The organism is Bradyrhizobium sp. SRS-191 (genome assembly GCF_024586915.1).
Taxonomy (GTDB): Bacteria; Pseudomonadota; Alphaproteobacteria; order Rhizobiales; family Xanthobacteraceae; genus Bradyrhizobium.
In genome coordinates, this window is the sequence record NZ_JANBVS010000022.1 from 80357 (window position 1) to 106923 (window position 26567).

Annotated in this window: 21 protein-coding genes; 5 read left to right on the forward strand and 16 right to left on the reverse strand. The window is 65.6% G+C overall.

Annotated features, from left to right (window positions below):
* Positions 1 to 86 precede the first annotated feature (86 nt).
* The 3 genes from NLR35_RS29450 to NLR35_RS29460 all read right to left on the reverse strand — a co-directional run bounded on the left by NLR35_RS29450 (position 87) and on the right by NLR35_RS29460 (position 3211).
* On the reverse strand, positions 87 to 965 hold the full coding sequence (locus tag NLR35_RS29450; protein WP_257170040.1) for a F0F1 ATP synthase subunit gamma: 879 nt from the start codon (positions 963 to 965) through the stop codon (positions 87 to 89).
* A 156-nt stretch (positions 966 to 1121) separates the two neighbouring features.
* On the reverse strand, positions 1122 to 2651 hold the full coding sequence (gene atpA / locus NLR35_RS29455) for a F0F1 ATP synthase subunit alpha (protein WP_006609210.1): 1530 nt from the start codon (positions 2649 to 2651) through the stop codon (positions 1122 to 1124).
* Entirely contained in the window at positions 2651 to 3211 is a 561-nt protein-coding gene (locus tag NLR35_RS29460) for a F0F1 ATP synthase subunit delta (RefSeq protein WP_257170079.1), read from the reverse strand. Before NLR35_RS29460 ends, atpA begins: the two co-directional genes overlap by 1 nt.
* Before the next feature lie 653 nt (positions 3212 to 3864).
* Here NLR35_RS29460 and NLR35_RS29465 point away from each other — a divergent pair.
* Entirely contained in the window at positions 3865 to 4407 is a 543-nt protein-coding gene (locus NLR35_RS29465) for a septal ring lytic transglycosylase RlpA family protein (protein WP_257170041.1), read from the forward strand.
* A gap of 123 nt (positions 4408 to 4530) precedes the next feature.
* On the opposite strand, the gene NLR35_RS29470 is transcribed toward NLR35_RS29465, so the two are convergent.
* Positions 4531 to 6741: a primosomal protein N' gene (locus NLR35_RS29470; RefSeq protein WP_257170042.1), complete on the reverse strand. Its 2211-nt coding sequence runs from the start codon at positions 6739 to 6741 to the stop codon at positions 4531 to 4533.
* A 464-nt stretch (positions 6742 to 7205) separates the two neighbouring features.
* Here NLR35_RS29470 and NLR35_RS29475 point away from each other — a divergent pair, with 464 nt between their 5' ends.
* Complete coding sequence (locus NLR35_RS29475) at positions 7206 to 8108, forward strand: tyrosine recombinase XerC (protein ID WP_257170043.1); 903 nt, start codon at positions 7206 to 7208, stop codon at positions 8106 to 8108.
* Between the two features lie 9 nt (positions 8109 to 8117).
* Here NLR35_RS29475 and NLR35_RS29480 read toward each other — a convergent pair whose 3' ends face one another.
* A complete protein-coding gene (locus tag NLR35_RS29480; RefSeq protein ID WP_257170044.1) occupies positions 8118 to 8684 on the reverse strand; it encodes a hypothetical protein in 567 nt (188 codons plus the stop codon).
* A gap of 123 nt (positions 8685 to 8807) precedes the next feature.
* On the opposite strand from NLR35_RS29480, the gene NLR35_RS29485 reads away from it, so the two are divergent.
* A complete protein-coding gene (locus NLR35_RS29485; RefSeq protein ID WP_257170045.1) occupies positions 8808 to 9398 on the forward strand; it encodes a DUF4337 domain-containing protein in 591 nt (196 codons plus the stop codon).
* Positions 9399 to 9602: 204 nt separating this feature from the next.
* Here NLR35_RS29485 and NLR35_RS29490 read toward each other — a convergent pair whose 3' ends face one another.
* From NLR35_RS29490 to NLR35_RS29540, 11 genes are all read right to left on the reverse strand, one after another.
* A complete protein-coding gene (locus tag NLR35_RS29490) occupies positions 9603 to 10142 on the reverse strand; it encodes a hypothetical protein (protein ID WP_257170046.1) in 540 nt (179 codons plus the stop codon).
* 129 nt (positions 10143 to 10271) lie between these two features.
* Positions 10272 to 11675: a dihydrolipoyl dehydrogenase gene (gene lpdA / locus NLR35_RS29495; RefSeq protein WP_257170047.1), complete on the reverse strand. Its 1404-nt coding sequence runs from the start codon at positions 11673 to 11675 to the stop codon at positions 10272 to 10274.
* Between the two features lie 45 nt (positions 11676 to 11720).
* Positions 11721 to 12467, reverse strand: coding sequence for an SDR family oxidoreductase (locus NLR35_RS29500; protein WP_257170048.1), 747 nt, complete (start codon positions 12465 to 12467; stop codon positions 11721 to 11723).
* A 67-nt stretch (positions 12468 to 12534) separates the two neighbouring features.
* A complete protein-coding gene (gene odhB / locus NLR35_RS29505; RefSeq protein ID WP_257170049.1) occupies positions 12535 to 13776 on the reverse strand; it encodes a 2-oxoglutarate dehydrogenase complex dihydrolipoyllysine-residue succinyltransferase in 1242 nt (413 codons plus the stop codon).
* A gap of 144 nt (positions 13777 to 13920) precedes the next feature.
* Positions 13921 to 16878, reverse strand: a complete 2958-nt coding sequence (locus NLR35_RS29510; protein WP_257170050.1) for a 2-oxoglutarate dehydrogenase E1 component — start codon at positions 16876 to 16878, stop codon at positions 13921 to 13923.
* A gap of 139 nt (positions 16879 to 17017) precedes the next feature.
* Positions 17018 to 17902: a succinate--CoA ligase subunit alpha gene (sucD, locus tag NLR35_RS29515; RefSeq protein ID WP_172112915.1), complete on the reverse strand. Its 885-nt coding sequence runs from the start codon at positions 17900 to 17902 to the stop codon at positions 17018 to 17020.
* Positions 17903 to 17957: 55 nt separating this feature from the next.
* On the reverse strand, positions 17958 to 19154 hold the full coding sequence (gene sucC / locus NLR35_RS29520) for an ADP-forming succinate--CoA ligase subunit beta (RefSeq protein WP_257170051.1): 1197 nt from the start codon (positions 19152 to 19154) through the stop codon (positions 17958 to 17960).
* Positions 19155 to 19280: 126 nt separating this feature from the next.
* The gene (mdh, locus tag NLR35_RS29525) at positions 19281 to 20249 is read right to left on the reverse strand and encodes a malate dehydrogenase (protein WP_015663565.1); all 969 of its coding nucleotides are present in this window, start codon (positions 20247 to 20249) and stop codon (positions 19281 to 19283) included.
* Between the two features lie 225 nt (positions 20250 to 20474).
* Positions 20475 to 21656, reverse strand: a complete 1182-nt coding sequence (gene zapE, locus NLR35_RS29530) for a cell division protein ZapE (protein ID WP_257170052.1) — start codon at positions 21654 to 21656, stop codon at positions 20475 to 20477.
* A 157-nt stretch (positions 21657 to 21813) separates the two neighbouring features.
* Positions 21814 to 22353, reverse strand: a complete 540-nt coding sequence (gene thpR / locus NLR35_RS29535) for an RNA 2',3'-cyclic phosphodiesterase (protein WP_257170053.1) — start codon at positions 22351 to 22353, stop codon at positions 21814 to 21816.
* Between the two features lie 205 nt (positions 22354 to 22558).
* Positions 22559 to 23191, reverse strand: a complete 633-nt coding sequence (locus NLR35_RS29540; protein ID WP_257170080.1) for an arylesterase — start codon at positions 23189 to 23191, stop codon at positions 22559 to 22561.
* Between the two features lie 55 nt (positions 23192 to 23246).
* On the opposite strand from NLR35_RS29540, the gene NLR35_RS29545 reads away from it, so the two are divergent.
* Both NLR35_RS29545 and NLR35_RS29550 read left to right on the forward strand, forming a co-directional pair.
* Positions 23247 to 23981, forward strand: coding sequence for an ABC transporter ATP-binding protein (locus NLR35_RS29545; RefSeq protein WP_006609300.1), 735 nt, complete (start codon positions 23247 to 23249; stop codon positions 23979 to 23981).
* On the forward strand, positions 23978 to 26548 hold the full coding sequence (locus NLR35_RS29550; protein ID WP_257170054.1) for an ABC transporter permease: 2571 nt from the start codon (positions 23978 to 23980) through the stop codon (positions 26546 to 26548). The genes NLR35_RS29545 and NLR35_RS29550 overlap by 4 nt, the downstream gene beginning before the upstream one ends.
* Positions 26549 to 26567 lie beyond the last annotated feature (19 nt).

A 26567-nucleotide genomic window follows, 5' to 3' on the forward strand; every position in this document is an offset into this window, starting at 1 on the left:
TCTCTCTCCTTACGATCCGAATTTCGGGCCGCGGCCGGTTCGACCGCGAGAATTGAACGTGTTTGCTTAACCCAGACGCTGAGCGGTTAGACCGCCTCGGCGCCCGAAATGATTTCGATCAGTTCCTTGGTGATCATCGCCTGACGCGTGCGGTTGTAGACCAGCGTCTGCTTGCGGATCATCTCACCGGCGTTGCGCGTGGCGTTGTCCATCGCCGACATCTGCGCGCCGTAGAACGAGGCGTTGTTCTCGAGCAGCGCGCGGAAGATCTGGACGCCGACATTGCGCGGCAGCAGCGCGGACAGGATCTCGTCCTCCTCCGGCTCGTACTCGTAGAGCGCGACCGGCGCAGCGTTGGCGGCGGGCGCCTCGACCACCAGCGGAATGATCTGCTGAGCGGTCGGGATCTGCGAGATCACCGATTTGAAGCGCGAATAGAACAGCGTGCAGACGTCGAACTCGCCGGCGTCGAAGCGGGCGATCACCTGCTTGGCGATGTCCTCGGCATTGACGAAGCCGATCTGGCGCACCGAGCGCAGATCGGTATGCGCGATGATCTGCTTCTCGAACTGGCGGCGCAGCTGCTCGTAGCCCTTGCGGCCGACGCAGAAGAACTTCACTTCCTTGCCCTGGTTCATCAGGGCCAGCGCGCGCTCGCGTGCCAGACGCACGATCGACGAGTTGAACGCGCCGGACAAGCCGCGCTCGCCGGTGCAGACCAGCAGCAGGTGAACCTGATCGCGGCCGGTGCCCGCGAGCAGCTTCGAGCTCGCCGGCGAGCCGGCGGAGGCGGCCGCGATGTTCGAGATGACGGCATCCATCTTCTCGGCATAGGGACGCGCCGCCTCGGCCGCCATCTGCGCGCGGCGCAGCTTGGAGGCCGCGACCATCTGCATGGCCTTGGTGATCTTCTGCGTCGCCTTGGTCGAGGCGATGCGGACCCGCATATCTTTCAGTGACGCCATGGCTCGTTAGCTCACCCCGGCGACCGATCTCGAAAAGGATCTGGCCGCTCAACCCATCTAAATCTCAAGCGCCAGGCCGTGCGCCTGGCGTGACGTCTTGATCCACGTCTGATGACGTGGGGGTGGCCGGTCACCCGGCCACCGCCTCCCGATCGATCAGGAGAAGGTCTTGGCGAAGCCTTCGACCGCAGCCTTCAGCTTGGCCGCGCTGTCGTCCGACAGATCGCGGGTGTCGCGGATCGTGTTCAAGAGATCAGCGTGCTTGCCGCGCAGCAGCGACAGCAGGCCGTCCTCGAAGGCGCGAACCTTGTTGAGCGGAAGACCGTCGAGATAGCCGTTGGTGCCGGCCCAGATCACGCAGACCTGCTCTTCCATCTTCAGCGGCGAGAACTGGGGCTGCTTCAGGAGCTCGGTCAGGCGCGAACCGCGGTTCAGCAGGCGCTGGGTCGCCGCGTCGAGGTCGGAGCCGAACTGCGCGAAGGCTGCCATTTCGCGGTACTGCGCCAGCTCACCCTTGATCTTGCCGGCGACCTTCTTCATCGCCTTGGTCTGCGCCGACGAGCCGACGCGCGACACCGACAGACCGACGTTCACGGCGGGACGGATGCCCTGGAAGAACAGGTCGGTCTCCAGGAAGATCTGGCCGTCGGTGATCGAGATGACGTTGGTCGGGATGTAGGCCGACACGTCGTTGGCCTGGGTTTCGATGACCGGCAGGGCGGTCAGCGAACCGGCACCCTGGGTCTCGTTCAGCTTGGCGGCGCGCTCGAGCAGGCGGGAGTGCAGATAGAACACGTCGCCCGGATAGGCTTCGCGGCCCGGCGGACGGCGCAGCAGCAGCGACATCTGGCGGTAGGCGACGGCCTGCTTGGAGAGGTCGTCATAGATGATGACGGCGTGCATGCCGTTGTCGCGGAAGTACTCGCCCATGGTGCAGCCGGTGAACGGCGCCAGATACTGCATCGGGGCCGGATCGGACGCGGTCGCGGCGACTACGATCGAGTATTCCAGCGCGCCCTGCTCTTCCAGCACCTTCACGAACTGGGCGACGGTCGAGCGCTTCTGACCGACGGCCACGTAGACGCAGTACAGCTTGATCTTCTCGTCAGGCTGGGCGTTGAGCGGCTTCTGGTTCAGGATGGTGTCGAGCGCGATCGCGGTCTTGCCGGTCTGGCGGTCGCCGATGATCAGCTCGCGCTGGCCGCGGCCGATCGGGATCAGCGCGTCGATCGCCTTCAGGCCGGTGGCCATCGGCTCGTTGACCGACTTGCGCGGAATGATGCCGGGCGCCTTGACGTCGACGCGCTTGCGCTCGGTGAACTGGATCGGGCCCTTGCCGTCGATCGGGTTGCCGAGAGCGTCGACGACGCGGCCGAGCAGGCCCTTGCCGACCGGCGCGTCTACGATGGCGCGGGTGCGCTTGACGGTCTGGCCTTCCTTGATCTCGCGGTCGGCGCCGAAGATGACGACGCCGACGTTGTCGGTCTCGAGGTTCAGCGCCATGCCGCGGGTGCCGTTCTCGAACTCGACCATTTCGCCGGCCTGGACGTTGTCGAGACCGTAGACGCGGGCGATACCGTCACCGACGGACAGCACCTGTCCGACTTCGGTGACTTCGGCTTCCTGCCCGAAATTCTTGATCTGGTCCTTGAGGATCGCGGAAATTTCCGCGGCGCGGATGTCCATCAGCCTGCCTCTTTCATCGCGTGCTTGATCGAGTTGAGTTTGGTGCGAAGCGAACTGTCGATCATCCGGCTGCCGAGCTTGACGACGAGCCCGCCGATGATCGCTGGATCCACTTTCACGTTGAGCGCAACGTCCTTGCCGGTCACCGTCTTCAGTGAGGCCTTCAAGGCGTCGAGATTCTTGTCGGAGAGCGGCTCGGCGACGACGACGTCGGCCGTGGCCTCTCCCTTGTATTTGGCGACCAGCGCGTTGAAGGCGCGGATCACGTCGGCGACTGCGAACAGACGACGGTTCTTGGTCAGCACCCGCAGGACATTCGCGGCGACGCCGCCGATGCCGGCCTTGTCGAGCACGGCATTGAGCGCCTTGAGCTGCGTTTCCGCACCGAACACCGGGCTGCGGACAAGACGCTTCAGGTCAGCGCTCTCATCGAGAAGGGCATTGAACTTGTCGAGATCGGCCTTGACCGCATCGACGGACTTTTCGTCACGGGCCAGCTCAAACAGGGCCGTCGCGTAACGACCGGACACACCGGATACGGAGGGATCTTCAGCAGCCACAGGCGCGCTCTTTATATAAGTGCCCAACCCACAAGAGGGAAACCGGCGCACCGCTGCGGTGCAAACCAGTTAAGCCCTTGGAATTCAAGCAGGACTTTGATTTTCGATCGCCGCGGGAGCGGCTTGATCACGAAAAGCGGCGCTTTGCTAACATAGCGTACGCGCAGCCGCAACAAGCGGTGGCCCGCTATTCGGCACGTTGTTGCCGCGGCGCAAGCGCACGGCGCGAGCGGTGAATTCGCTCCCCCTCGCGGGGTCCACCGGACCCGACTGCGATACCGCCTCCAGCGCGCTCGGTTCCAGCTGTTGCTGCATGGCCGCTATGCGGGCATGGCCTTGCATGGTGCTCCGGTAGGGTTGGGTGCCGTTTGCCGATTTCCGGCAGGATTACTTGTCAAGAGGCTATCAAGCTCAACGAGGACTTAACTCAACAGTAATGACAAATATTAAAGAGTTAATTAAGTGTTAAATCGTCGGATTACGGAATTTTATGTGACGTAGAACACCAGTCCCAAGATAATTCGAGACGAGCGGAACAATTTCTACTGCCCCATTCGCGCCTCATTGCGCCATCAAACGGCGCGCGCCTCAATACCTGACGGGGGTCCACTGGCTGCAGAACGCAGCAATACTGTTTCGAGGGACTGATCTAGATGCTGAAACTGAAGAACCTCTCGGCTGGCAAGATCGCCGGCTCGCGTACCGCGCTCGCCGTTGCCGTCACGTTGATCGTCGGCGGCACCGCGACCGAAGCCTCGGCCCGCTCCAGGCATCACCATCATCATGCGCGCCACCATCATCATCACGCGCGCCAGGCTGCTCAGCCCGCAGCCGACTCTTTCTCCAACGGCTGGTCGAACAACTCGTCCTGGATGAACTCCAACGCATCCGTCGCGCCGACGTCCGGCACCGGCCGCACCTTCTCCGGGATGGCGTCGTACTACGGCAACGAGTCCGGCAGCCGCACCGCCTCCGGTCAGCGCATGAACGCCAACGCCATGACCTGCGCCCACCGCTCGCTGCCGTTCGGCACCAAGCTGCGCGTCACCCATGGCGGCAACAGCGTCATCGTCACCGTCAATGATCGTGGCCCGTTCATCCGCGGCCGCGTGCTCGACCTCTCGACCGGCGCCGCCCGCGCCATCGGCCTGACCCGCTCCGGCGTCGGCCGCGTGACCGCCGAGGTCGTGTCGTAAGTCACCTATCTATCCGCGCGTCATTGCGAGCGCAGCGAAGCAATCCAGGGGCCCGATCGGGACTCTGGATTGCTTCGTCGCTTCGCTCCTCGCAATGACGGTGGAGAGAGTGGTGCCCGCCCCTTACAAGAAGCTCTGCGGGTCGACATCGACCTCGAGCTTGAGGTTGCCGCGAGGCTTCTCCGCATGCGCCAGCCAGTGGCGTAAGTAATCCGACAGATCGAAATTGCGCGCCGACTTGAGCAGCAGCCGGAAACGGTAGCGGCCCTTGATCACGGCCAGCGGCGCCTCGGCCGGGCCGAGCAGCAGCACGCCCTCCTCCTGCGGCGCTGACGCCACCAGCCGTCTTGCAAACCCTTCCGCGGTCGGCCGATCGCCGGCCGAGATGATCAGGCTCGCCAGCCGCCCGAACGGCGGATAGCCGGTGCGCTCGCGCGCATCGATCTCGCTGGTGTAGAAGGCCTCGCGGTCGCAGGCGATCAGCGCCTTCATCACGGGATGCTCGGGCTGATGGGTCTGCAGATAACCGCGCCCCCGGCCCTGCTCGCGGCCGGCACGGCCGATCACCTGGTTCAGGAGCTGCCAGGTGCGCTCCGCGGCGCGCGGATCGCCATTGCCGAGGCCGAGATCGGCGTCGACCACCCCGACCAGATTGAGCCGCGGAAAGTTATGGCCCTTGGCGACCAGCTGGGTGCCGATGATCAGGTCGACCTTGCCTTCGGCGATCTCGGTCAGCTCGGCGCGCATCGTCTCGATCGAGGTGATCAGGTCGCTCGACAGCACCATGCTGCGGGCGTCCGGAAACAGCGCCGCCGCCTCCTCCTGCAACCGCTCGACTCCGGGCCCGACGGCGACCAGCGACTCCTCGGCCGCGCAATGCGGACAGGTCGGCGGCCGCCCCATGGAGAACCCGCAATGGTGACAGACCAGCCGCTGCCGGAAGCGATGATCGACCAGCCAGGCGTCGCAGATGGTGCAGGCGAAGCGGTGGCCACAAGCACGGCACAAGGTCAGCGGCGCATAGCCGCGGCGGTTCAGGAATAAGAGCGCCTGCTCGCCGCGCTCGATCGCGGTGCGAATCTCGCCGGCAAGCCGGGGTGAGATGTAGCGGCCGCGCGGCGGCGGCTCGCGCCGGAGGTCGATGGCTTCGATATGCGGCATGTGCTGGCCGCCGAACCGTGACGGCAGCGCGACGCGCTGGTAGCGGCCCTTGCGCGCATTGACCTCGGTCTCGACCGACGGCGTGGCCGAGGCCAGCACAACGGGGAATTTGGCGATGTGACCGCGTACCACGGCCATGTCGCGGGCGTGGTAATGCGCGCCCTCGTCCTGCTTGTAGGCCTGGTCGTGCTCCTCATCGACGACGACGAGGCCGAGATCGGCATAGGGCAGGAACAGCGCCGAGCGCGCGCCGACCACCACCGGCGCCTCGCCGGCGGCAATCGCCGCCCAATTGCGCTGGCGGGTGCGCGGCGTCAGCTCGGAATGCCACTCGAGCGGACGCACGCCGAAGCGCCGCGAGAAGCGTTCCAGAAACTGCCCGGTCAGCGAAATCTCCGGCATCAGGATCAGCGACTGCCGGCCACGGCGGACGGTCTCGGCCACGGCCTCGAAATACACCTCGGTCTTGCCGGAGCCGGTGACGCCGTCGAGCAGCGCGACCTGGAAGCCGCCATCGGCGGCGAGCTCACGCATCGCCTTCACGCCGGCCAGCTGCGCATCGAAGAACTCGGGCTGCGCGAAGGACGGATCCGGCGCGGGCGGCGGCAGCGCGCGGGGCATCGCCTCGACGGTCAGGGTCCCCTCGTCGACCAGGCCGTCGATCACGCTGCCGGAGACGCCGACCTCGCGCACGAGGTCGGACTTGCCGTGCAGCAGGCCATCCGAGACCGCTTCGATCACCCGCCGCCGCGCCGGCGTCAGCCGCTTCGGCGGCTCACCCACCAGCCGTACGCCGAGGCGGACGCGCTCCGGCCCGAGATGCTCGCCCATGCGCAGGCACATCCGCAGCACCATGCCGCGCGGCGACAGCGTGTAATTCGCGACCCAGTCGACCAGCGACCGCAGCTCGGGCTTGAGCGGCGGCACGTCGAGCTTCTCGCTGACGTCCTTGAGGCGGTTGTGCAGGCGCGGATCGGGATTGGCATTCTCCGCCCACACCACCGCCAGCACCTCGCGCGGCCCCAGCGGCACGCCGACGACATCCCCCGGCTTCAGATCCATGCCGCGCGGCACGCGATAGGAATAGGTGTGATCGAGCGCGACCGGAACCAGCACGTCGACCACGCCGGCCGTACGGGTTGCATCAGGAAAGAGATCGGTCGGGCGGTCCATGAGGGCGGAGATAGCCTTGCTCGGATGGAAGCGAAAGCCGCCCGGCAAAGTTAGCGAACGGTAAAGGACGACGATGCGATATATATAGATGAATCGACGGGTTGAGACCGAGCTTGTCGCCGTGAGCGCCGCTGCGCTCCCTCGCCCCGCCAGGGCGAAGCGAAGCTTCGCTAGGGCGGGGAGAGGGCTGGGGTGAGGGGCAGACGCACGGGAAGTGTTCGCCGTGAGACCTGTACCCCCTCACCCGGATTGCATCTTCGATGCAATCCGACCTCTCCCCGCAAGCGGGGAGAGGCGCAGACCGAGCTCGCGGCAGACATCGCTCCACAAGCCGTCGATCCATTCGCGGGCACCGGAGCGCCATGGCAAAAAACCAATCCACGCGTATTGAAATTGAAGCAAACGCAGACGACGCGCCCCAGGCCCCCAATCTCCTTGGCGCCGACGACGGCGTTGTCCGCGCGATGATGCAGTGGCTGGCGCATCTGAAGAGCGAGCGCCGGTTGTCGCCGAAGACGGTCGAGGCCTATGCGCGCGACCTTCGGCAATGCCTGCAATTCCTCTGCACCCATTGGGGCGAGCCGGTCACCTTGGCGCGCTTCGCCGCGCTGGAGGCCGCCGACGTCAGAGCCTTCATGGCGATGCGCCGCGCCGACGACATCGCCGGACGCTCCCTGATGCGGACCTTGGCGGGCCTGCGCTCGTTCGGCCGCTTCCTCGAGCGCGAAGGCAAGGGCAAGGTCGGCGCGCTTTCAGGCGTGCGGGCGCCAAAGATCGCCAAGAGCCTGCCGAAGCCGCTGCCGATGGACTCCGCCAAGCGGCTCGCCGACGCCGACGAGCGCGCCGGCGAGGCGCGCGAGACCTGGGTGCTGGCGCGCGACGCCGCCGTCATGGCACTGCTCTACGGCTCCGGCCTGCGCATCTCCGAGGCGCTCGGCCTGAAGCGCCGCGAGGTGCCGCGGCCGGGCGAAGGCGACGTGCTGATCGTCACCGGCAAGGGCAACAAGACCCGCATGGTGCCTGTTCTGCAGAACGTGCTTGCGCTGATCGACGAGTACGCCCGGCTGTGTCCCTACCCGCTGCCCGCCGATGGCCCGATGTTTCTCGGCGCCAAGGGGGGGCCCCTCAGCCCGCGCATCATCCAGCTCGCGATGGAGCGGCTGCGCGGCGCGCTGGGCCTGCCGGACAGCGCCACACCGCACGCGCTGCGCCATTCCTTCGCGACTCACCTCTTGTCTCGCGGCGGCGATCTGCGCGCGATCCAGGAGCTGCTCGGCCACGCCTCGCTGTCGACGACGCAGATCTATACCGGCATCGATTCTGAACGGCTTCTGCAGGTCTACGCGTCGGCGCATCCGCGGCGGTGATGGTCTAGCCTAGTTGGTCCGCATTTCGATCCTGTAGACATAGTTGGTGCCTCGGCCGACTTCGGCCCGCACGAAGGGGCTGTCTTGCAGACGCTCGTAGACAGGTGTCGTGACCTTGACCGTCCGATTGCCAATATAGGCCAGGTAGTCGGGATGACGGCCGCTCCCCCGGCCGGCCCGTGCGACGCCTTGGACCACCAGCCGGGACTCAAGAAGGTCAGGCAGCAGCCGGTGGCTCGACACCCAGACCAGCACCACGCCGGCGAGCACGCCACCGACCCGGCTCACGGGAGTCTGCAAAGGCTTCGCCATTGCGGCGCCGCCTGGCGGCGCAATGGCGGTCGCTTGCCATATCAGAAGCAGACCCAGGAGGATCGATAGAACATAGAGATCAAGGACCGCGTAGACTGACGTTTTTTCGAGCAGGAACAGCGTCATGAGCAGCGGCCCGATCGTATAGGCGCCGGCCGTCATGAGAGTGTTGCGCGAGACCTGCTCACGGATCGCGAACAGCCACAGAGCGATCAACATGATCAGCGGCCAGAACGCCGCCGCGAACAAATCAGCCAATTCCATGGCAACAGCCTAGCGCGCGCCAGAACACAAATCCCTTAACGTCACCTCAAGTTCGGCCGCCCCCCTTGCACCGACTCCGCTGTTCCGGCAATCGTGCGCCGGGTTCATTCGGGAGAGGTCAAAATGGGCGCACATGAGAGCATGGAGCATGCCGAGCATGCCGAGCACGCGTCAGGCTCGAACAAGAAGATCGCGCTGCTGATCTCGGTGATCGCGCTGTTCCTGGCGCTGTCGGAGACGCTCGGCAAGGGCGCGCAGACCGAATCGATCAGCAAGAACGTCGAGGCCTCCAATCTCTGGGCGTTCTTCCAGGCCAAGACGGTGCGACGCACGGTGGTGCAGACCGCGGCAGAGCAGGGCAAGCTGAACCTGCCGGCGCTGCCCGACGAGACCACCAAGGCTGCGCTGCAAAAGCAGATCGACGACTGGCAGAAGAATGCCGCGCGCTACCGCTCGGAGCCGGAGACCGGTGAAGGCAGCGAGCAGCTCGCCGCGCGCGCCAAGCATGCCGAGGAGGAGCGCGACCTCGCCACCGCCAAGTACCACCACTACGAGCTCGCCTCGGCCGCCTTCCAGATCGGCATCGTGCTGGCATCGGCGACGATCATCACCGGAATGCTGGTGCTCGCCTGGGCCTCCGGCGCGCTGGCGCTGGTCGGCATCGCGATGACGGTGCTGGGCCTGTTCCAGCCGCATCTGCTGCATTTGCATTAATGCCGAAGGCGGCTGATCTCCTAAGCCGCACATCCCGTCATTCCGGGGCAAGGCCGCAGGCCTTGAACCTGGAATCCCGAGCTTGGCTTGCGCTCATTTTCAACAATCTCGGGATTCCGGGGCAATCGTCCGCACGCGGACGATTGCCCCGGAATGACGCCGGTTGGGATCAGGCGACCGGAGCCGCGCAAGAGCTGTGCTTGATCAGCGCGCCTGCACGCTGCGGCGGAAGCGGAGGATCTGGCGAACGACGCGGGACGACCAGCCGCTTGTGTTGCCGCGCAGCAGGTCACCGATGATTTCGCGGATGCGCTGCTTGATCGGATCGACGAGCTCGGCCGCCTTCCGGCGCAGCGTCAGCACGGCCTCATAGAGCCAGGCGAACCAGCCCATCTGCAGCAGCTTGCCGCGCGTGACGTCGAAGATGAAGGCGGTGATGCCGACGCCGACCATCTTGCCGAAGATGATCGTGACCAGCGCCAGCTTCCACTGGTGATGCATCAACAGCCACATGCCCAGCAGCTTCAGCGGAAACAGCAGCACGACCGGCACGGCGAAAACGATCAACGTCAGCGCCGGCGAGAGCGTCTCGATGCGCGCGGCGAGCCAGTGCTTGAGGCTGCGCAGCGGAATCGCCGCGACGATGCGCGCTACGATCGGCTCGAGATGATCCCACAGCCATGCTTCGATCAGGAAGATGATCGCGAGCAGGATCCAGAACGGCTGAAGCAGGCGGCGCAGCATGGCACTCCATCTCGGCCCCGGCCTCAGCATCGAGGCCGCCATGACAATGCGACCTCGCGTCTTGCCAATTGGTTCAACGTGTCAGGCAGGCGTTTTGTCGCACCTGCCGATCACGCCGCCGGGCGTCGATCACATGTGGATGGCACGCTTGCCCACTGCAAGTGCAGCTTCCTTGACGGCCTCCGAGCGGGTCGGATGGGCGTGGCAGGTGCGCGCCAGATCCTCGGCCGAGCCACCGAACTCCATCAATACGGCGGCTTCGTGGATCATTTCGCCGGCCTCGCGGCCGATGATGTGAGCACCGAGCACGCGGTCGGTCTTCGCATCTGCGAGGATCTTCACGAAGCCGTCAGTGGTCTGGTTGACCTTGGAACGGCCGTTCGCGGTGAATGGAAACTTGCCGACGGTATAAGCAACGCCAGCCTGCTTGAGTTCGTCCTCGGTCTTGCCGACAGAGGCGACCTCCGGTGTGGTGTAGACCACGCCCGGAATGATGTCGTAGTTCACATGCCCGGCCTGGCCGGCGAGGATCTCGGCAACGGCGACACCCTCGTCCTCGGCCTTGTGCGCGAGCATCGGACCCGCGACGACGTCGCCGATGGCGTAGACGCCGGGCACACTGGTCGCGAAATGATGATCGATCTGCACGCGGCCACGGTTGTCGAGCACGACGCCGGCTTCCTGCAGGCCGAGGCCATCGGTGTAGGGCACGCGGCCGATGGCGACGAGCACGACGTCGGCTTCGATCTTCTCAGCAGCGCCACCGGCAGCCGGCTCGATCGTCGCCGAGAGCGTCGCGCCGGACGTATCGACACCGGTCACCTTGGCGCCGAGCTTGAACGCAAAGCCCTGCTTCTCGAGGATGCGCTGGAACTGCTTGGCGATCTCAAGGTCCATGCCGGGCAGGATGCGATCGAGGAATTCGACCACGGTGACCTTGGCGCCGAGGCGGCGCCACACCGAGCCGAGCTCCAGGCCGATGACGCCGGCGCCGACCACGAGCAGGCTCGACGGCACCTTGTCCAGCGCCAGCGCGCCGGTCGACGACACGATGCGCTTCTCGTCGATCTCGATGCTCTTGAGGCGCGCGATATCGGAGCCCGTGGCGATCACGATGTTCTTGGTCTCGACGGTCTGAACAGCACCGTCATTGGCCGTGACCTGGACCTTGCCGGTGCCGAGGATCTTGCCCTTGCCCACGATCACGTCGATCTTGTTCTTCTTCATCAAGAACTCGACGCCCTTGACGTTGCCGTCGATGCCCTGCTGCTTGAAGTTCATCATCGCGGGCAGATCGACCTCGGGCACCGACACCTTGATGCCCATCTTGGCGAAGGAGTGCCCGGCCTCTTCGAACAATTCCGAGGCGTGCAGCAGCGCCTTCGAGGGCATGCAGCCGACGTTGAGGCAGGTACCGCCGAGGGTCGCGTTCTTCTCGACCACGGCCACCTTCATGCCGAGCTGCGCCGCGCGGATGGCGCAGACATAACCACCGGGGCCGGTGCCGATGACGACGAGATCGTAAGTAGCCATGATCGAATGTTCCGTAAGCTTTGTAGTCAGAGATGATGACGGTCGTCAGCGTCCGCCCGACACGTCGAGAATGGCCGAAGTGACATAGGAAGCCTCGTCCGACAGCAGCCAGACGATGGCATTTGCGATTTCCTCCGCGGTGCCGACGCGCTTCATCGGCACATTGGGAGCGAGACGATGCGCCCGATCGGGCTCACCGCCGGAGGCGTGAATTTCGGTATCGATCAGGCCCGGCCTGATGGCGGCGACGCGGATGCCTTCATTGGCGACCTCGTGGCCGAGGCCGACGGTGAAGGAATCGATCGCGCCCTTCGACGCCGCATAGTCGACATAGGTGTTGGGCGAGCCGAGCTTGGCCGCGACCGACGACAGGTTGATGATGACACCGCCCTGCCCGCCATGCCGTGTCGACATCCGCTTCACGGCCTCTCTTGCGCAGAGAATGCTGCCGGTGACATTGACCGCCATCAAGCGCTCGATGCGCTCGGCGCTCATCTCGTCGACACGGGTGGTCGGGCCCACGATGCCGGCGTTGTTGATCAGCGCGCCGAGGGTGCCGAACTTGTCGGCCGCCTTGAACAACGCGAGGATGTCGTGCTCGCGGCCGACATCGCATTTCACCGCGATCGCCTTGCCGTTCTTGGCCTCGATCGCGGCGACCGTGCTCTGAGCCGCGGCCTCGTTCGACGCGTAGCCGACGACGATCTTGAAGCCGCGCGATGCGGCGGCGATTGCGGTGGCGCGGCCGATGCCGCGGCTGCCGCCGGTGATCACTGCAACCTTGTCGGTCATGAGGAGCCCCCGTTAGGTTTGAGGCGCGCTTCTCAGCGCGCCTCGCGAACATCGGCTATCAGATCGATCAGAGATCCAGCACGAGGCGCGCCGGATCTTCCAGGCTTTCCTTGACGCGAACCAGGAAGGTCACGGCTTCCTTGCCGTCGATGACGCGGTGATCGTAGGACAGCGCCAGATACATCATCGGGCGGACCTCGATCTTGCCGCCGACCACGACCGGGCGCTCCTGGATCTTGTGCATGCCGAGGATGCCGGACTGCGGCGCGTTCAGGATCGGGGTCGACATCAGCGAGCCGTAGATGCCGCCATTGGTGATCGTGAAGGTGCCGCCCTGCATCTCGTCGATCTTGAGCTGGCCGTCGCGGGCGCGGCGGCCGAAATCGGCGATGCCCTTCTCGATGTCGGCGATCGACTTGTGGTCGCAGTCGCGCACGACCGGCACGACCAGGCCCTTGTCGGTGCCGACGGCGACGCCGATGTGGTAGTAGTTCTTGTAGATCAGATCGCTGCCGTCGATCTCGGCGTTGACGGCCGGGATGTCCTTCAGCGCCTGCACGACGGCCTTGGTGAAGAAGCCCATGAAGCCGAGCTTCGAGCCGTGCTTCTTCTCGAACACGTCCTTGTACTGGCTGCGCAGCGCCATGACGTTGGTCATGTCGACCTCGTTGAAGGTCGTCAGCATCGCCGCGGTGTTCTGCACGTCCTTGAGGCGGCGCGCGATGGTCTGGCGCAGCCGGGTCATCTTGACGCGCTCCTCGCGGGCGGCATCGTCGGCCGGCGACGGCGCACGCACCTGCACGGAAGCGGCGGGCTGATTGACCGGGGTCGGGGCGGAGGCGGCGCGCTCGATCGCGGCCAGCATGTCGCCCTTGGTGACGCGTCCATCCTTGCCGGAGCCGGGCACGGTGGTGGCATCGACGCCGCTCTCGGCCGAGAGCTTGCGCACCGACGGCGCCTGCGGCGTGTCAGCCGGAAGCGCCTTGGCCGGCGCCGGAGCGGCAGCCGGTGCAGCCGCGGCGGGCTTCGCCGGAGCGGCGGCGGGAGCGGCAGCAGCCGGCTTGGCGGCAACGGCACCGTCGGTGATCTGGCCGAGCAGCGCGCCGACGGCGACGGTCTCGCCGTCCTTGGCAATGATCTCGCCGAGCGTGCCGGCCGACGGCGACGGCACCTCGATGGTGACCTTGTCGGTCTCCAGCTCGACGAGCGGCTCGTCGACGGCAACCGCGTCGCCGGCCTTCTTGAACCAGCGGCCGATGGTGGCTTCGGTGACGGATTCACCGAGCGTCGGAACGCGAATGTCAGTCATGGTCTCTATCCTCAATAACCCGTGCGGTCATAAAGCCCGTCCGCCATCGCCTTGCGGCGAGCAAGCGATGCGACCCGGACAACCAACGCGATGGACTTGTACTTGCGCCCCGCAATGATCTGCGGGGCGCCTTCAAAGGCAGGTTCAGTTCAAGGCTTCGTCGAGCAGCGCCTTCAGCTGGGCGAGATGCTTGGACATCAGGCCCGTGGCGGTCGCCGCCGACGCGGCGCGGCCGGCATAGCGCGGACGCTTGCTCTTAGCCCCGGTCTGGTTCAGCACCCACTCGATATACGGCTCGATGAAGTGCCAGGCGCCCATATTGCGCGGCTCTTCCTGGCACCACACGACCTCGGCGTTCTTGAAGCGGCCGAGCTCGGCGACCAGCGCCTTGAGCGGCACCGGATAGAGCTGCTCGATGCGCATCAGATAGACGTCGTTGAGCCCGCGCTTCTCGCGCTCGTCATAGAGGTCGTAATAGACCTTGCCCGAGCACAGCACGATGCGGCGGATCTGATCGTCCGGCACCAGCTTGGTCTTGTCGTCCGCCTGCATCTGGGCGTCATCGTACAGGATGCGGTGGAACGTCGTACCCTTGGCCAGCTCTTCCAGACGCGACACCGCGCGCTTGTGGCGCAGCAGCGATTTCGGCGTCATCACGATCAGCGGCTTGCGGATCTCGCGGTGCAGCTGGCGGCGCATGACGTGGAAGTAGTTCGCCGGCGTGGTCGGATACACCACCTGCATGTTGTCCTCGGCGCACATCTGCAAGTAACGCTCGAGACGGGCCGACGAATGCTCCGGACCCTGGCCCTCATAGCCGTGCGGCAGCAGGCAGACCAGGCCGGACATGCGCAGCCATTTGCGCTCGCCCGAGGAGATGAACTGGTCGAACAGCACCTGCGCGCCGTTGGCGAAGTCGCCGAACTGGGCCTCCCAGAGCGTCAACGTGTTCGGCTCGGCCAGCGAGTAGCCGTATTCGAAGCCGAGCACGGCCTCTTCCGACAGTAGCGAGTTGATGACCTCGAAGTGGCCCTGCTCCGTTCCCAGGTGGTTGAACGGCGTGTAGCGGCTCTCGTCCTCCTGGTCGATCAGCACCGAATGACGCTGCGAGAACGTGCCGCGCTCGCAATCCTGGCCGGACAGACGAACCTTGTGGCCTTCGAGCAGCAGCGAGCAGAACGCCAGCGCCTCGCCGGTCGCCCAATCGAGCCCGATGCCGCTGTCGATCGCCTTGGCGCGATTCTCCAGGAAGCGCTGGATCGTGCGGTGCAGGCGGAAGCCGTCCGGCACCTTGGTGATCTTGCGGCCGATCTCCTTGAGGCGGTCGAGCTCGACGCCGGTCACGCCGCGGCGAGCCTCTTCCTCCTGGTCGGCGGACTTCAGGCCCGCCCATTTGCCATCGAGCCAGTCGGCCTTGTTCGGACGATACGAGGTGCCGGCCTCGAACTCGGCGTCGAGACGGGCACGCCAATCGGCCTTGGCCTTGTCGACCTCGCCCTCGGTCATCACGCCCTCGGCGACCAGACGCTTGGAGTAGATCTCCAGGGTCGTCGCATGGCCGGCGATCTTCTTGTACATCACCGGCTGGGTGAACGCGGGCTCGTCACCTTCGTTGTGACCATGCCTGCGGTAGCAGAACATGTCGATCACGACCGGCTTGTGGAATTTCTGCCGGAATTCGATCGCGACCTTGGCCGCGAACACCACGGCCTCCGGATCGTCGCCGTTCACATGGAAGATCGGCGCGTCGATCATCTTGGCGACGTCGGACGGATACGGCGACGAGCGCGAGTAGCGCGGATAGGTCGTGAAGCCGATCTGGTTGTTGACGATGAAATGAATCGAGCCACCGGTCCGGTAGCCCTTCAGGTCGGACAGCGCGAAGCACTCGGCCACGACGCCCTGGCCCGCGAAGGCGGCGTCGCCATGCATCAGGAGCGGCAGCACCGAGATGCGCATATCCGGCGGATCACCGTGCTGGTCCTGCTTGGCGCGCACCTTGCCGAGCACGACCGGGTCGACGATCTCGAGATGCGACGGGTTGGCGGTCAGCGACAGATGGATGCGGTTGCCATCGAACTCGCGGTCCGACGAGGCGCCGAGGTGATACTTGACGTCGCCGGAGCCTTCGACCGCGTCGGGGTTGGCCGAGCCGCCCTTGAACTCGTGGAAGAGAGCACGATGCGGCTTGCCCATCACCTGGGTCAGCACGTTGAGGCGGCCGCGATGCGGCATGCCGAGCACGATCTCCTTCACGCCGAGATTGCCGCCGCGCTTGATGATCTGTTCCAGGGCCGGGATCAGCGACTCGCCGCCGTCGAGGCCGAAGCGCTTGGTGCCGGTGAACTTGACGTCGCAGAACTTCTCGAACCCTTCGGACTCGATCAGCTTCTGCAGGATGGCGCGACGGCCCTCGCGGGTGAACGAGATCTCCTTGTCCGGCCCCTCGATGCGCTCCTGGATCCAGGCCTTCTGCGCCGCGTTCGAGATGTGCATGAACTCGACGCCGAGCGTCTGGCAGTAGGTGCGCTCGCAGATCGCGACGATGTCGCGCAGGGAGCCGTATTCGAGGCCGAGCACGTGATCGAGGAAGATCTTGCGGTCGTAGTCGGCTTCCGTGAAGCCGTAGGAGCGCGGGTCGAGCTCCTCGCGATTCTTCGGTGCCTCGATCCCGAGGGGATCGAGCTTGGCGTGGAAGTGGCCACGCATGCGGTAGGCGCGGATCAGCATCAACGCGCGGACGGAGTCGCGGGTGGCCTGGTTGACGTCGGCCGGCGACAATTCGACGCCCTTGGTCTGCGCCTTGGCCGCGATCTTCTCGCCGACCTTCTTCTCGACCACGGCCCAGTTGCCGTCGAGCGCGGAGGTCAATTCGTCGCGAGGGGAGACCGGCCAGTTGTTGCGCTCCCAGGAGGGGCCCGAGGCGTTCTTCTGAACGTCGGCCGGCGCGTCCTTCAGGCTCTTGAAGAACTCCTGCCAGTCGGCATCGACCGACGACGGATCCTTCTCGTAGCGCGCGTAGATCTCATCGATGTAGGTGGCATTGGTGCCCTGCAGAAAAGACGACAGGGCGAAGGCGGCGTTCGCATCTTGGCGAGACATGGTAGCGTCCTGGTAATTTCGATGCGCCCATCAAAAACGGCGCAATGCCTGACCCACTGTGAAAAGGGGGTCAGGCTCGGTTAGGACGGTTTACCTTATTCTTTGTAAATATTCGCGCCGAAAAGCACTAAGTCCTGAATCAGGATTTCAACTTTTCGACAAGCGTCTTGCCGAGGCGCGCCGGCGACGGAGAGACTGTGATACCAGCAGCTTCCATCGCGGCCGTCTTCGAACCGGCATCGCCCTTGCCGCCCGAGATGATCGCGCCGGCATGGCCCATGCGGCGGCCGGGAGGAGCGGTGACGCCGGCGATGAATCCCACCATCGGTTTCTTGCGGCCGCGCTTGGCCTCGTCCTTGATGAACTGCGCCGCGTCCTCCTCGGCCGAGCCGCCGATCTCGCCGATCATGATGATCGAGGTGGTCTTCGGGTCGGCCAGGAACATCTCCAGCATGTCGATGAACTCGGTGCCCTTGACCGGGTCGCCGCCGATGCCGACAGCCGTGGTCTGACCAAGGCCTTCCGAGGTGGTCTGGAACACGGCTTCATAGGTCAGGGTGCCGGAGCGCGACACGATGCCGACCGAGCCGGGCTTGAAGATGTTGGCCGGCATGATGCCGATCTTGCACTCGCCGGCGGTCATCACGCCCGGGCAGTTCGGCCCGATCAGGCGCGACTTGGAGCCCACAAGCGAGCGCTTGACGCGGACCATGTCCAGCACCGGGATACCCTCGGTGATGCAGACGATCAGCGGTACTTCGGCGTCGATCGCCTCGCAGATCGCATCCGCAGCTCCCGGCGGCGGCACGTAGATCACGGAGGCGTCGGCGCCGGTGGCCTCGCGGGCCTCCTTGACGGTGTCGAAGACGGGCAGACCGAGATGGGTCGAGCCGCCTTTGCCCGGCGAGGTGCCGCCGACCATCTTGGTGCCGTAGGCGATCGCCGCCTCGGAGTGGAAGGTGCCGTTCTTGCCAGTGAAGCCCTGGCAGATGACCTTGGTGTTCTTGTCGATGAGGATGGACATCGTGCTTTCTCTAAAAGCGTTGCGGTGAGGGTGAAGCGAGCGCCTGAACCGGCGCTCAGCCTCCCTTGACGGCCTTGACGATCTTCTGCGCGGCGTCGTCGAGATTGTCGGCGGGCAGCACGTTCAGACCGGACTCGCTGATGATCTTCTTGCCGAGATCGACATTGGTGCCTTCGAGGCGCACCACCAGCGGCACCTTCAGGCCAACTTCCTTCACCGCGGCCACGACGCCCTCGGCGATGACATCGCACTTCATGATGCCGCCGAAGATGTTGACCAGGATGCCCTTCACGTTCGGGTCGGCGGTGATGATCTTGAACGCCGCCGCGACCTTCTCCTTGCTGGCGCCGCCGCCGACGTCGAGGAAGTTGGCGGGCTCCATGCCGTAGAGCTTGATGATGTCCATCGTCGCCATGGCGAGGCCGGCGCCGTTGACCATGCAGCCGATGGTGCCGTCGAGCGCGACGTAGTTGAGGTCGTACTTGGAGGCCTCGATCTCCTTCGCGTCCTCCTCGGTCTCGTCACGTAGCGCGACGACTTCCGGATGCTTGAACAGCGCGTTGGAGTCGAACGACACCTTGGCGTCGAGCACGCGGAGCTGACCCTGCTTGGTCACGACCAGCGGGTTGATCTCGAGCATCGCCATGTCCTTGGCGACGAAGGCGGTGTAGAGCTGGGTGGTCAGTTTCTCGGCCTGCTTGGCGAGATCGCCGGTGAGCTTGAGGGCCTTGGCGACGGCGCGGCCGTGATGTCCCATGACGCCGGTGGCCGGATCGACCGAGAAGGTGATGATCTTCTCAGGGGTGCTGTGCGCGACGTCCTCGATGTTGACGCCGCCTTCGGTCGACACCACGAACGCGACCTTCGAGGTCTCGCGGTCGACCAGCAGCGACAGATAGAACTCCTTGTCGATATCAGAACCGTCCTCGATGTAGAGGCGGTTGACCTGCTTGCCGTCCGGGCCGGTCTGCACGGTCACCAGGGTCGCGCCGAGCATCTGCTTGGCGAAGGCGTTGACCTCGTCGATCGACTTGGCGAGGCGGACGCCGCCCTTGTCGCCGGCCGAGGCCTCCTTGAACTTGCCCTTGCCACGGCCACCGGCGTGGATCTGGCTCTTCACGACCCAGACCGGACCGCCGAGCGTCTTCGCCGCCGCATCCGAGTCCTCCGGACGGAGAACCGGCACGCCCTTGGAAATCGGCACGCCGAACTCGTGCAGCAGTGCCTTGGCCTGATATTCGTGAATGTTCATAAGCGCTTGCTCCCCGAACCCCCGCTGGGGTGGTGACGTCTATAAGTGTTTTGCGGATGCTTGGTATACCATATACCAAGCATCCTGCAACTCATCGGAGCGGGCGGATGGCCCGCCCTGCCAACTTCAGCGGCCGAGCAGGTCGGGCGCGATCTTCTTGCAGGCGTCGACCAGGCCCTGCACGGCGCCGACCGACTTGTCGAACGCCTCGCGGTCCTTGCCGGCGAGCTCGATCTCGACGATGCGCTCGACACCCTTGGAGCCGATCACGACGGGAACGCCGACATACATGTCCTTCACGCCGAACTCGCCGTTGAGATACGCGGCGCAGGGCAGCACGCGCTTCTTGTCGCGCAGATAGCTCTCGGCCATCGCGATCGCCGAGGCAGCCGGCGCGTAGTAGGCCGAGCCGGTCTTCAGCAGGTTGACGATCTCGGCGCCGCCGTTGCGGGTGCGGTCGACGATCTCGTCGATGCGGGCCTGCGAGGTCCAGCCCATCTTGACCAGGTCGGGCAGCGGAATGCCGGCGACGGTCGAGTACTTGGTCAGCGGCACCATGGTGTCGCCGTGGCCGCCGAGCACGAAGGCGGTGACGTCCTCGACCGACACGTTGAACTCATCGGCCAGGAAGTAGCGGAAGCGGGCGGAGTCCAGCACGCCGGCCATGCCGACGACCTTCTTCGCCGGAAGGTTGGAAGCCTTCTGCAGCGCCCAGACCATCGCGTCGAGCGGGTTGGTGATGCAGATGACGAAGGCGTCGGGGGCGTACTTCTTGATGCCGGCGCCGACCTGCTCCATCACCTTCAGGTTGATCGACAGCAGATCGTCGCGGCTCATGCCGGGCTTGCGCGGCACGCCGGCGGTGACGATGCACACCTTGGCGTTGTCGAGCGCCTCGTAGGAGTTGGCGCCGGTGTAGTGGGCGTCGAAGCCGTCGACCGGCGAGGACTGCGCGATGTCGAGCGCCTTGCCCTGCGGAACGCCTTCGGCAATGTCGAACATCACGACGTCGCCGAGCTCCTTGAGGCCGACGAGGTGAGCCAGCGTTCCGCCGATCTGACCGGAGCCAATCAAAGCAATCTTGTCGCGCGCCATGGCAAATTTCCTTTTAACCCGAAGGGGTGAGGGAGGTTGAAAAGTCGAGTGGGTGGTTATCCCTTTCGCCCGGGCCGTTCAAGTCACGCTATGGCCAATTGGCGGGCGTGCCTTGATTTCGATCAGGACCGGGCGAGGTCTGCTGATGATCCTTTCAGCATGATTGACGTGGCCTTTTCGCGGCTGTGTGCCCGGCGGCGGGCGCTGCCGGAAAGGCGGTGTTTGTCAGGTTTCGACCAGGCCCGTAGAAGTCCCGGATGCGGCCGAGTCCTTCCGGCCGTGCGGCAGAGCCAGATAGGATTCCGAGCCCATCTCGATCAGGCGCGACGACGTGCGCTTGAACTCCATGGCCTCGATGCCCTCGGTCGCGACATAGAGCGAGATCGGATCGGCCTCGGCCGAGGCGATCAGCTTCACGGCGTTGTCGTAGAGCGTGTCGATCAGGGTGATGAAGCGCTTGGCGGCGTTGCGCTCGGCCAGATCCATCACCGGAACGTGGTCGATCAGGATCGTATGATAGTCGTGCGCGAGCCGCAGATAGTCGGACGCCGCGAGCGGCTTCTCGCAGAGATCGGCAAAGCCGAAGCGCGCGACGCCATTGGCCGAGCACGGGATATGCAGGATGCGCCCCTTGATCGTCATGTCGCGTGACTTGCAGCGGGCGTTGCCGGTCAGCCGCGCCCAGGCCTTGTCGAGCGCCGCGCGCGCATCGACATCAGCCGGCACCAGCCACATCTTCACGCCCGCGAGCTTCTCCAGCCGGAAGTCCGTGCGCGCATCCAGCCGCACCACGTCCATGTGGTCGGCGATCTGCTTGATGAAGGGCAGGAACAGCGCGCGGTTGAGACCGCCTTTGTAGAGGTCTTCCGGCGCGACGTTGGACGTCGCAACCACGACAGTGCCGAGCTCGAACAATTTAGCGAACAGCCGGCCCAGGATCATCGCGTCGGCGATGTCGGTGACGTGGAATTCGTCGAAGCACAGCAGCCAGGCCTGATCGAAGATCGCCTGCGCGGTGAGCCCGATCACATCCGCATCGGCGAGCTCGCCGCGCGCGATGTTCTGGCGATAGCCGTAGATGCGCTCATGCACCTCGGCCATGAACTCGTGAAAATGCCCGCGGCGCTTGTGCTCGACGGGACAGTTCTGGAAGAACAGGTCCATCAGCATGGTCTTGCCGCGGCCGACCTCGCCATGGACATAGAGGCCGCTCGGCGGCTCGGTCTTGTCGGAAAAGAGGCGACCGAACAGGCTCTGCTTGCGGGCGGGCTTGTAGGTGGACAGGCGGCGCTCCAGCGCCGCCAAGGCATCGGCGACCTCGGCCTGCGCCGGGTCGGCTTCGATCGCACCGGTGTCGACCAGCGACTGATATTGCGCGCGGAACGCGTCTGAGGGAGTGGACAGCATGAGCCCACTCTAGGTCATGAGACTAACGGAAAATGCAATCCGCAAATGGTGGAAGCCGCCATGCAGCGAGGCCGTGGGATCGTGGTATATGGCACGCAAACGCGCCGGCGCGCGTTAGTTGCGGGCTAACGACGTCTCGCTTCGGTGAGCCGCCGCGTCAGGCGGCGCACAGATCGTAGGCATCCTCCACCACATACGGCCCTCCTCCCGTGGAAGCACGGGACGAGAACAGCACGAAGCGCTCGGCCATGAACACCCGGCTCGGGAAGTAGCCGCGAACCGAGAGATAATCGGCAACATCCTGGCTCGAGGCATCATGCAGCCGCGCCAAGGTCACATGCGGGACGAATTTGCGCCCTTCCGGATCGAGGCCAATCCGCTGCATCATCCGTTCGAGTTCGGCCTGCAGCTCGATCAGCGGCCGGCTCGGCGCGATGTTGGCGACCACAGCGCGCGGTTTGCGGCCGCCGAAGCTGGAGAGGCCCTGCACCGTGACCTCGAACGGCTTGCGGTTCACCCGCCACAGCATCGCGGCGATCTCGTTGGCGGAGGCGCCGTCGATGTCGCCGATGAAGCGCAATGTCACATGATAATTTTCAGGATCGATCCAGCGGGCGCCGGGGAGGCCACCCCGCAAATTGGAGAGGGTGTGGCCGACTTCGGCCGGGATCTCCAGTCCAGTAAACAGACGCGGCATCGTTTCAGGACTCCCGATGCTGGAGGCTGATCTCGAAAGGTGACGAGATCATGCCTTGACGAGATGATCGACGACGAATCGCCAATGCAACATTCCTACCGAACTTATATGACTCCGCGACGGAGGGAGCGTTAACGCGGTGAAAACCTGCGGAAAACCCGGTCTTTAAGGTTATCGCAAATGTCCGGCCGACGGCTTCGTTCCTTCATTGCCCACGAAGCGGACGCAGGAATGCTTCGACCGTAGGCAGCATCCGGGCGACGATGATGTCGACGCCGGCAGACGTGGGGTGAATGCCGTCCGCCTGGTTGAGCTTGGCGTCAGCGGCGACGCCGTCGAGGAAGAACGGATACAGCGGCACGCCGAACTCCTTGGCGAGATCGGGATAGATCGCGTTGAACTTCGCGGCGTAGTCACTGCCGTAGTTCGGCGGTGCCAGCATTCCGCACAGCATGACCGCGATGCCGCGCGCCTTCAGCTTGGTGACGATCTCGGTCAGCGCCTTGCGCGTGACGGCGGGATCGATGCCGCGAAGCGCATCATTGGCGCCGAGCTCGACGATGACAGCCTCGGTGCCGTCGGCCACCGACCAGTCGAGCCGGTCACGGCCGCCGGACGCGGTGTCGCCGGACACGCCGGCATTGGTCAGGTCGATCGGCAGCCTCTTGGCCTGCAACGCCTTTTGCAGCTTGGACGGGAAGGAGTCCGACGCGGAGAGTCCAAGGCCGGCGCTCAACGAATCGCCAAGCACGACGAGCTTGATCGGCTTTCCAGGATCAGCGCCGGCGAGCGCCGGCCCGACTGTCATCAAGGCGAGCATCAACACGAGTATGTGCACGAAGATGCGTCCGCGCCCCTCGACCCGGCTTGCGGAGTTGCCATATGACCGAGCCATGGACAGTCTCATCGAAACCTCGCGTTTGGCCGGCACTGCGCCGGACACCATTACCATCTCCAACGTCAACCTCTCGCTCGGCACCGGCGCGGCGCGGGTTCATATCCTCAAGGACATCAGCCTGCGGGTGGGACAGGGCGAGACGATCGGCCTGATCGGCCCCTCGGGATCGGGGAAGTCCACGCTGCTGATGGTGATGGCGGGGTTGGAACGTCCGGACAGCGGTCAGGTGGTGGTCAGCGGCACCGCTTTCAATGCCCTGGACGAGGACGCCCTGGCCCGGTTCCGCGGCCGCCAGGTCGGCATCGTCTTCCAGTCATTCCATCTGATCCCGACCATGACCGCGCTGGAGAACGTCGCAGTGCCGCTCGAGCTGGCCGGCCATTCCGGCGCCGCCGAGCGCGCCGCCCGGGAGCTGGAGCAGGTCGGGCTCGGCCACCGGCTGCATCACTATCCGACACAATTGTCCGGCGGCGAACAGCAACGCGTCGCGTTGGCGCGCGCACTGGCGCCTGATCCGGCGATCCTGGTGGCCGACGAGCCGACCGGCAATCTCGATGAGTCGACCGGGCGGCAGATCGTCGACCTGCTGTTCACCAAGCATGCCGAGCGCGGCATGACCTTGGTGCTGGTGACCCACGACAGCGGCCTCGCGCATCGCTGCGACCGCGTGGTGCGGCTGCGTTCGGGGCGGATCGAAGCCGACGGCGCGCACGAGCCTGCCGACGCATGAGCACCCTGTCCGAACCGCTTCCCGGCCGCCGCATGGCGGCGCTGCCGGTGCGCTACGCCCTGCGCGAGCTGCGCGGCGGCCTGCGCGGCTTCTATGTCTTCATCGCGTGCATCGCGCTCGGCGTGCTCGCCATTGCCGGCGTCGGCTCCGTGGCCGCCAGCCTCAATGACGGACTCGTCCGCGAGGGCCGCACGCTGCTCGGCGGCGACGTCGCGTTCTCGCTGTTTCAGCGCGAAGCCAAGCCCGAGGAGATCGCCTTCCTGCGCTCGCGCGGCCAGCTGTCGCTGGCGGCGACCTTGCGCGCCATGGTGCGGGCAGGTGATGCCAAACTGGCGCTGGTCGAGCTCAAGGCGGTCGACAACGCCTACCCGCTGCTCGGCAAGGCCGAGCTGCAGCCCGACTTGCCGCTGGCTGACATCCTGGCCGAGCGCGACGGCGTGTTCGGCGCCGCCGCCGATCCGGCGCTGCTGGCTCGCCTCGACATCAAGGTCGGCGACATCGTCAACATCGACACCGTCCGTTTCCAGATCCGCAGCGCTTTGCAGGCCGAGCCGGACAAGCTGTCCGGCGGCATCGGCCTCGGGCCGCGCTTCCTGATCAGCGAGGCCGGCCTGCGCGCCACCCCGTTGCTGCAGCCGGGAAGCCTGGTGCGCTGGACCTATCGCGTCCGGCTGCCCGACAACGCCACCGACGACCACGCCGCCGCGTCCTTCATCGCCGACACCCGCCTGACCTTGCCGCAGGCCGGCTGGGAGATCCGCAGCCGCAGCAACGCCTCGCCGCAGCTGGAGCGGACGATCGGCCGCTTCACCCAATTCCTGACCCTGGTCGGCCTCGCCGCGCTGCTGGTCGGCGGGGTCGGCGTCGCCAACGCCGTGAAGAGCCATGTCGATCGCCGCACCGAGGTGATCGCGGCGTTCAAGGCGCTCGGCGCCACCAGCCGCGACGTGTTCGGCATCTACCTCGTGCAGGTGATGGTCCTTGCGACCATCGGTTCGATCATCGGACTCTGCGCCGGCGCCGCCCTGCCCTTCGCCATCGTCGGCCTGTTCGGCAAGATCCTGCCGCTGCCGGTGATCCCTGCGGTGCATCCGGACGAGCTGGCGCTGTCCTTCCTCTACGGCCTGCTCACGGCGCTCGCGTTCGGTCTGTGGCCGCTCGGGCGCGTGCGTGACGTGCCGGTGGCGGCGCTGTTCCGGGAAGCGGTCATCGCCGAATGGCATCGGCCGCGCTGGAGCTATCTGGCGCTGATCGCCGGCACCGTCGCACTGCTGATCGCCGTCGTGGTCGGCCTGTCCTACGACAAGAAGATCGCCGCGGTGTTCGTCGTCGCCGCCGCGCTGGTGTTCGTGCTGTTGCGCGGCATTGCGGCTGTCGTGATGGCGATCGCGCGCGCCGCGCCGCGCAGCCGCTTCCCGATGCTGCGGCTCGCGGTCAGCAACATCTACCGCCCAGGCGCCTTGACGCCCTCGGTGGTGCTGTCGCTCGGACTGGGGCTCGCGGTGCTGGTCACCATCACCCAGATCGACGGCAATCTGCGGCGGCAATTCCTGGCGCAACTGCCGGAGCAGGCGCCGTCGTTCTTCTTCATCGACGTGCCCTCGGGCGACGCCGACCGCTTCCGCGACTTCCTCAAGGGTCTGGCGCCGCAATCCACCGTCGACGACGTGCCGATGCTGCGCGGCCGGATCGTCTCGGCCCGCGGCGTGCGCGCCGAGGACCTCAAGGCGACAGCGGACACCGAATGGGTGCTGCAGAGCGACCGCGGCCTGACCTATACCGGCGAGATCCCGAAGGGCTCCAAGGTCGTCGAGGGCGAATGGTGGGGCGACAACTACAGCGGCCCGGCGCTGGTCTCGATCGAGAAGCGGATCGCCGATGGTCTGGGCCTCAAGCTCGGCGATGACATCGTCGTCAACGTGCTCGGGCGCGACATCACGGCGAAGATCGGCAACATGCGCACGATCGACTGGCAGGGCATGGGCATCAACTTCGTGCTGGTGTTCTCGCCGAATGCCTTCAAGGGCGCGCCCCACACCCACGTCGCCACGTTGACCGAGGCACGCTCCGACAGCGCAGAGGACGCCCGCGTCATCCGCAAGGTGGCGGACGCCTTCCCGATGGTGACGAGCGTACGGGTTCGCGAGGTCATGGAAACCGTGGGCTCGGTGGTCTCAAATCTCGCGCTCGCCATCCGGGGCGCCAGCGCGGTGACGCTGATCTCGGCCATCCTCGTCCTCGGCGGCGCGCTGGCCGCGGGCCACCGCCATCGCGTCTATGACGCCGTGATCCTGAAGACGCTGGGCGCCACGCGGCTGCGGCTGCTCGGCGCCTACGCGCTCGAATATCTCATGATCGGTTTTGCCACCGCCGCGTTCGGCGTCATCGCAGGCTCCGTCTCGGCCTGGCTGATCGTGACGCGGTTGATGACCCTGAGCTTCGCCTGGCAAGCCGGGAGCGCTGCGCTGGTGGTGCTGGCCGCCCTGGTGGTGACCGTGGGCCTCGGCCTCGCCGGTACGCTACTGGCGCTCAACCAGAAGCCGGCAACGGTTCTGAGGAACCTTTGACGCTCTGGTGTTTGAGGTA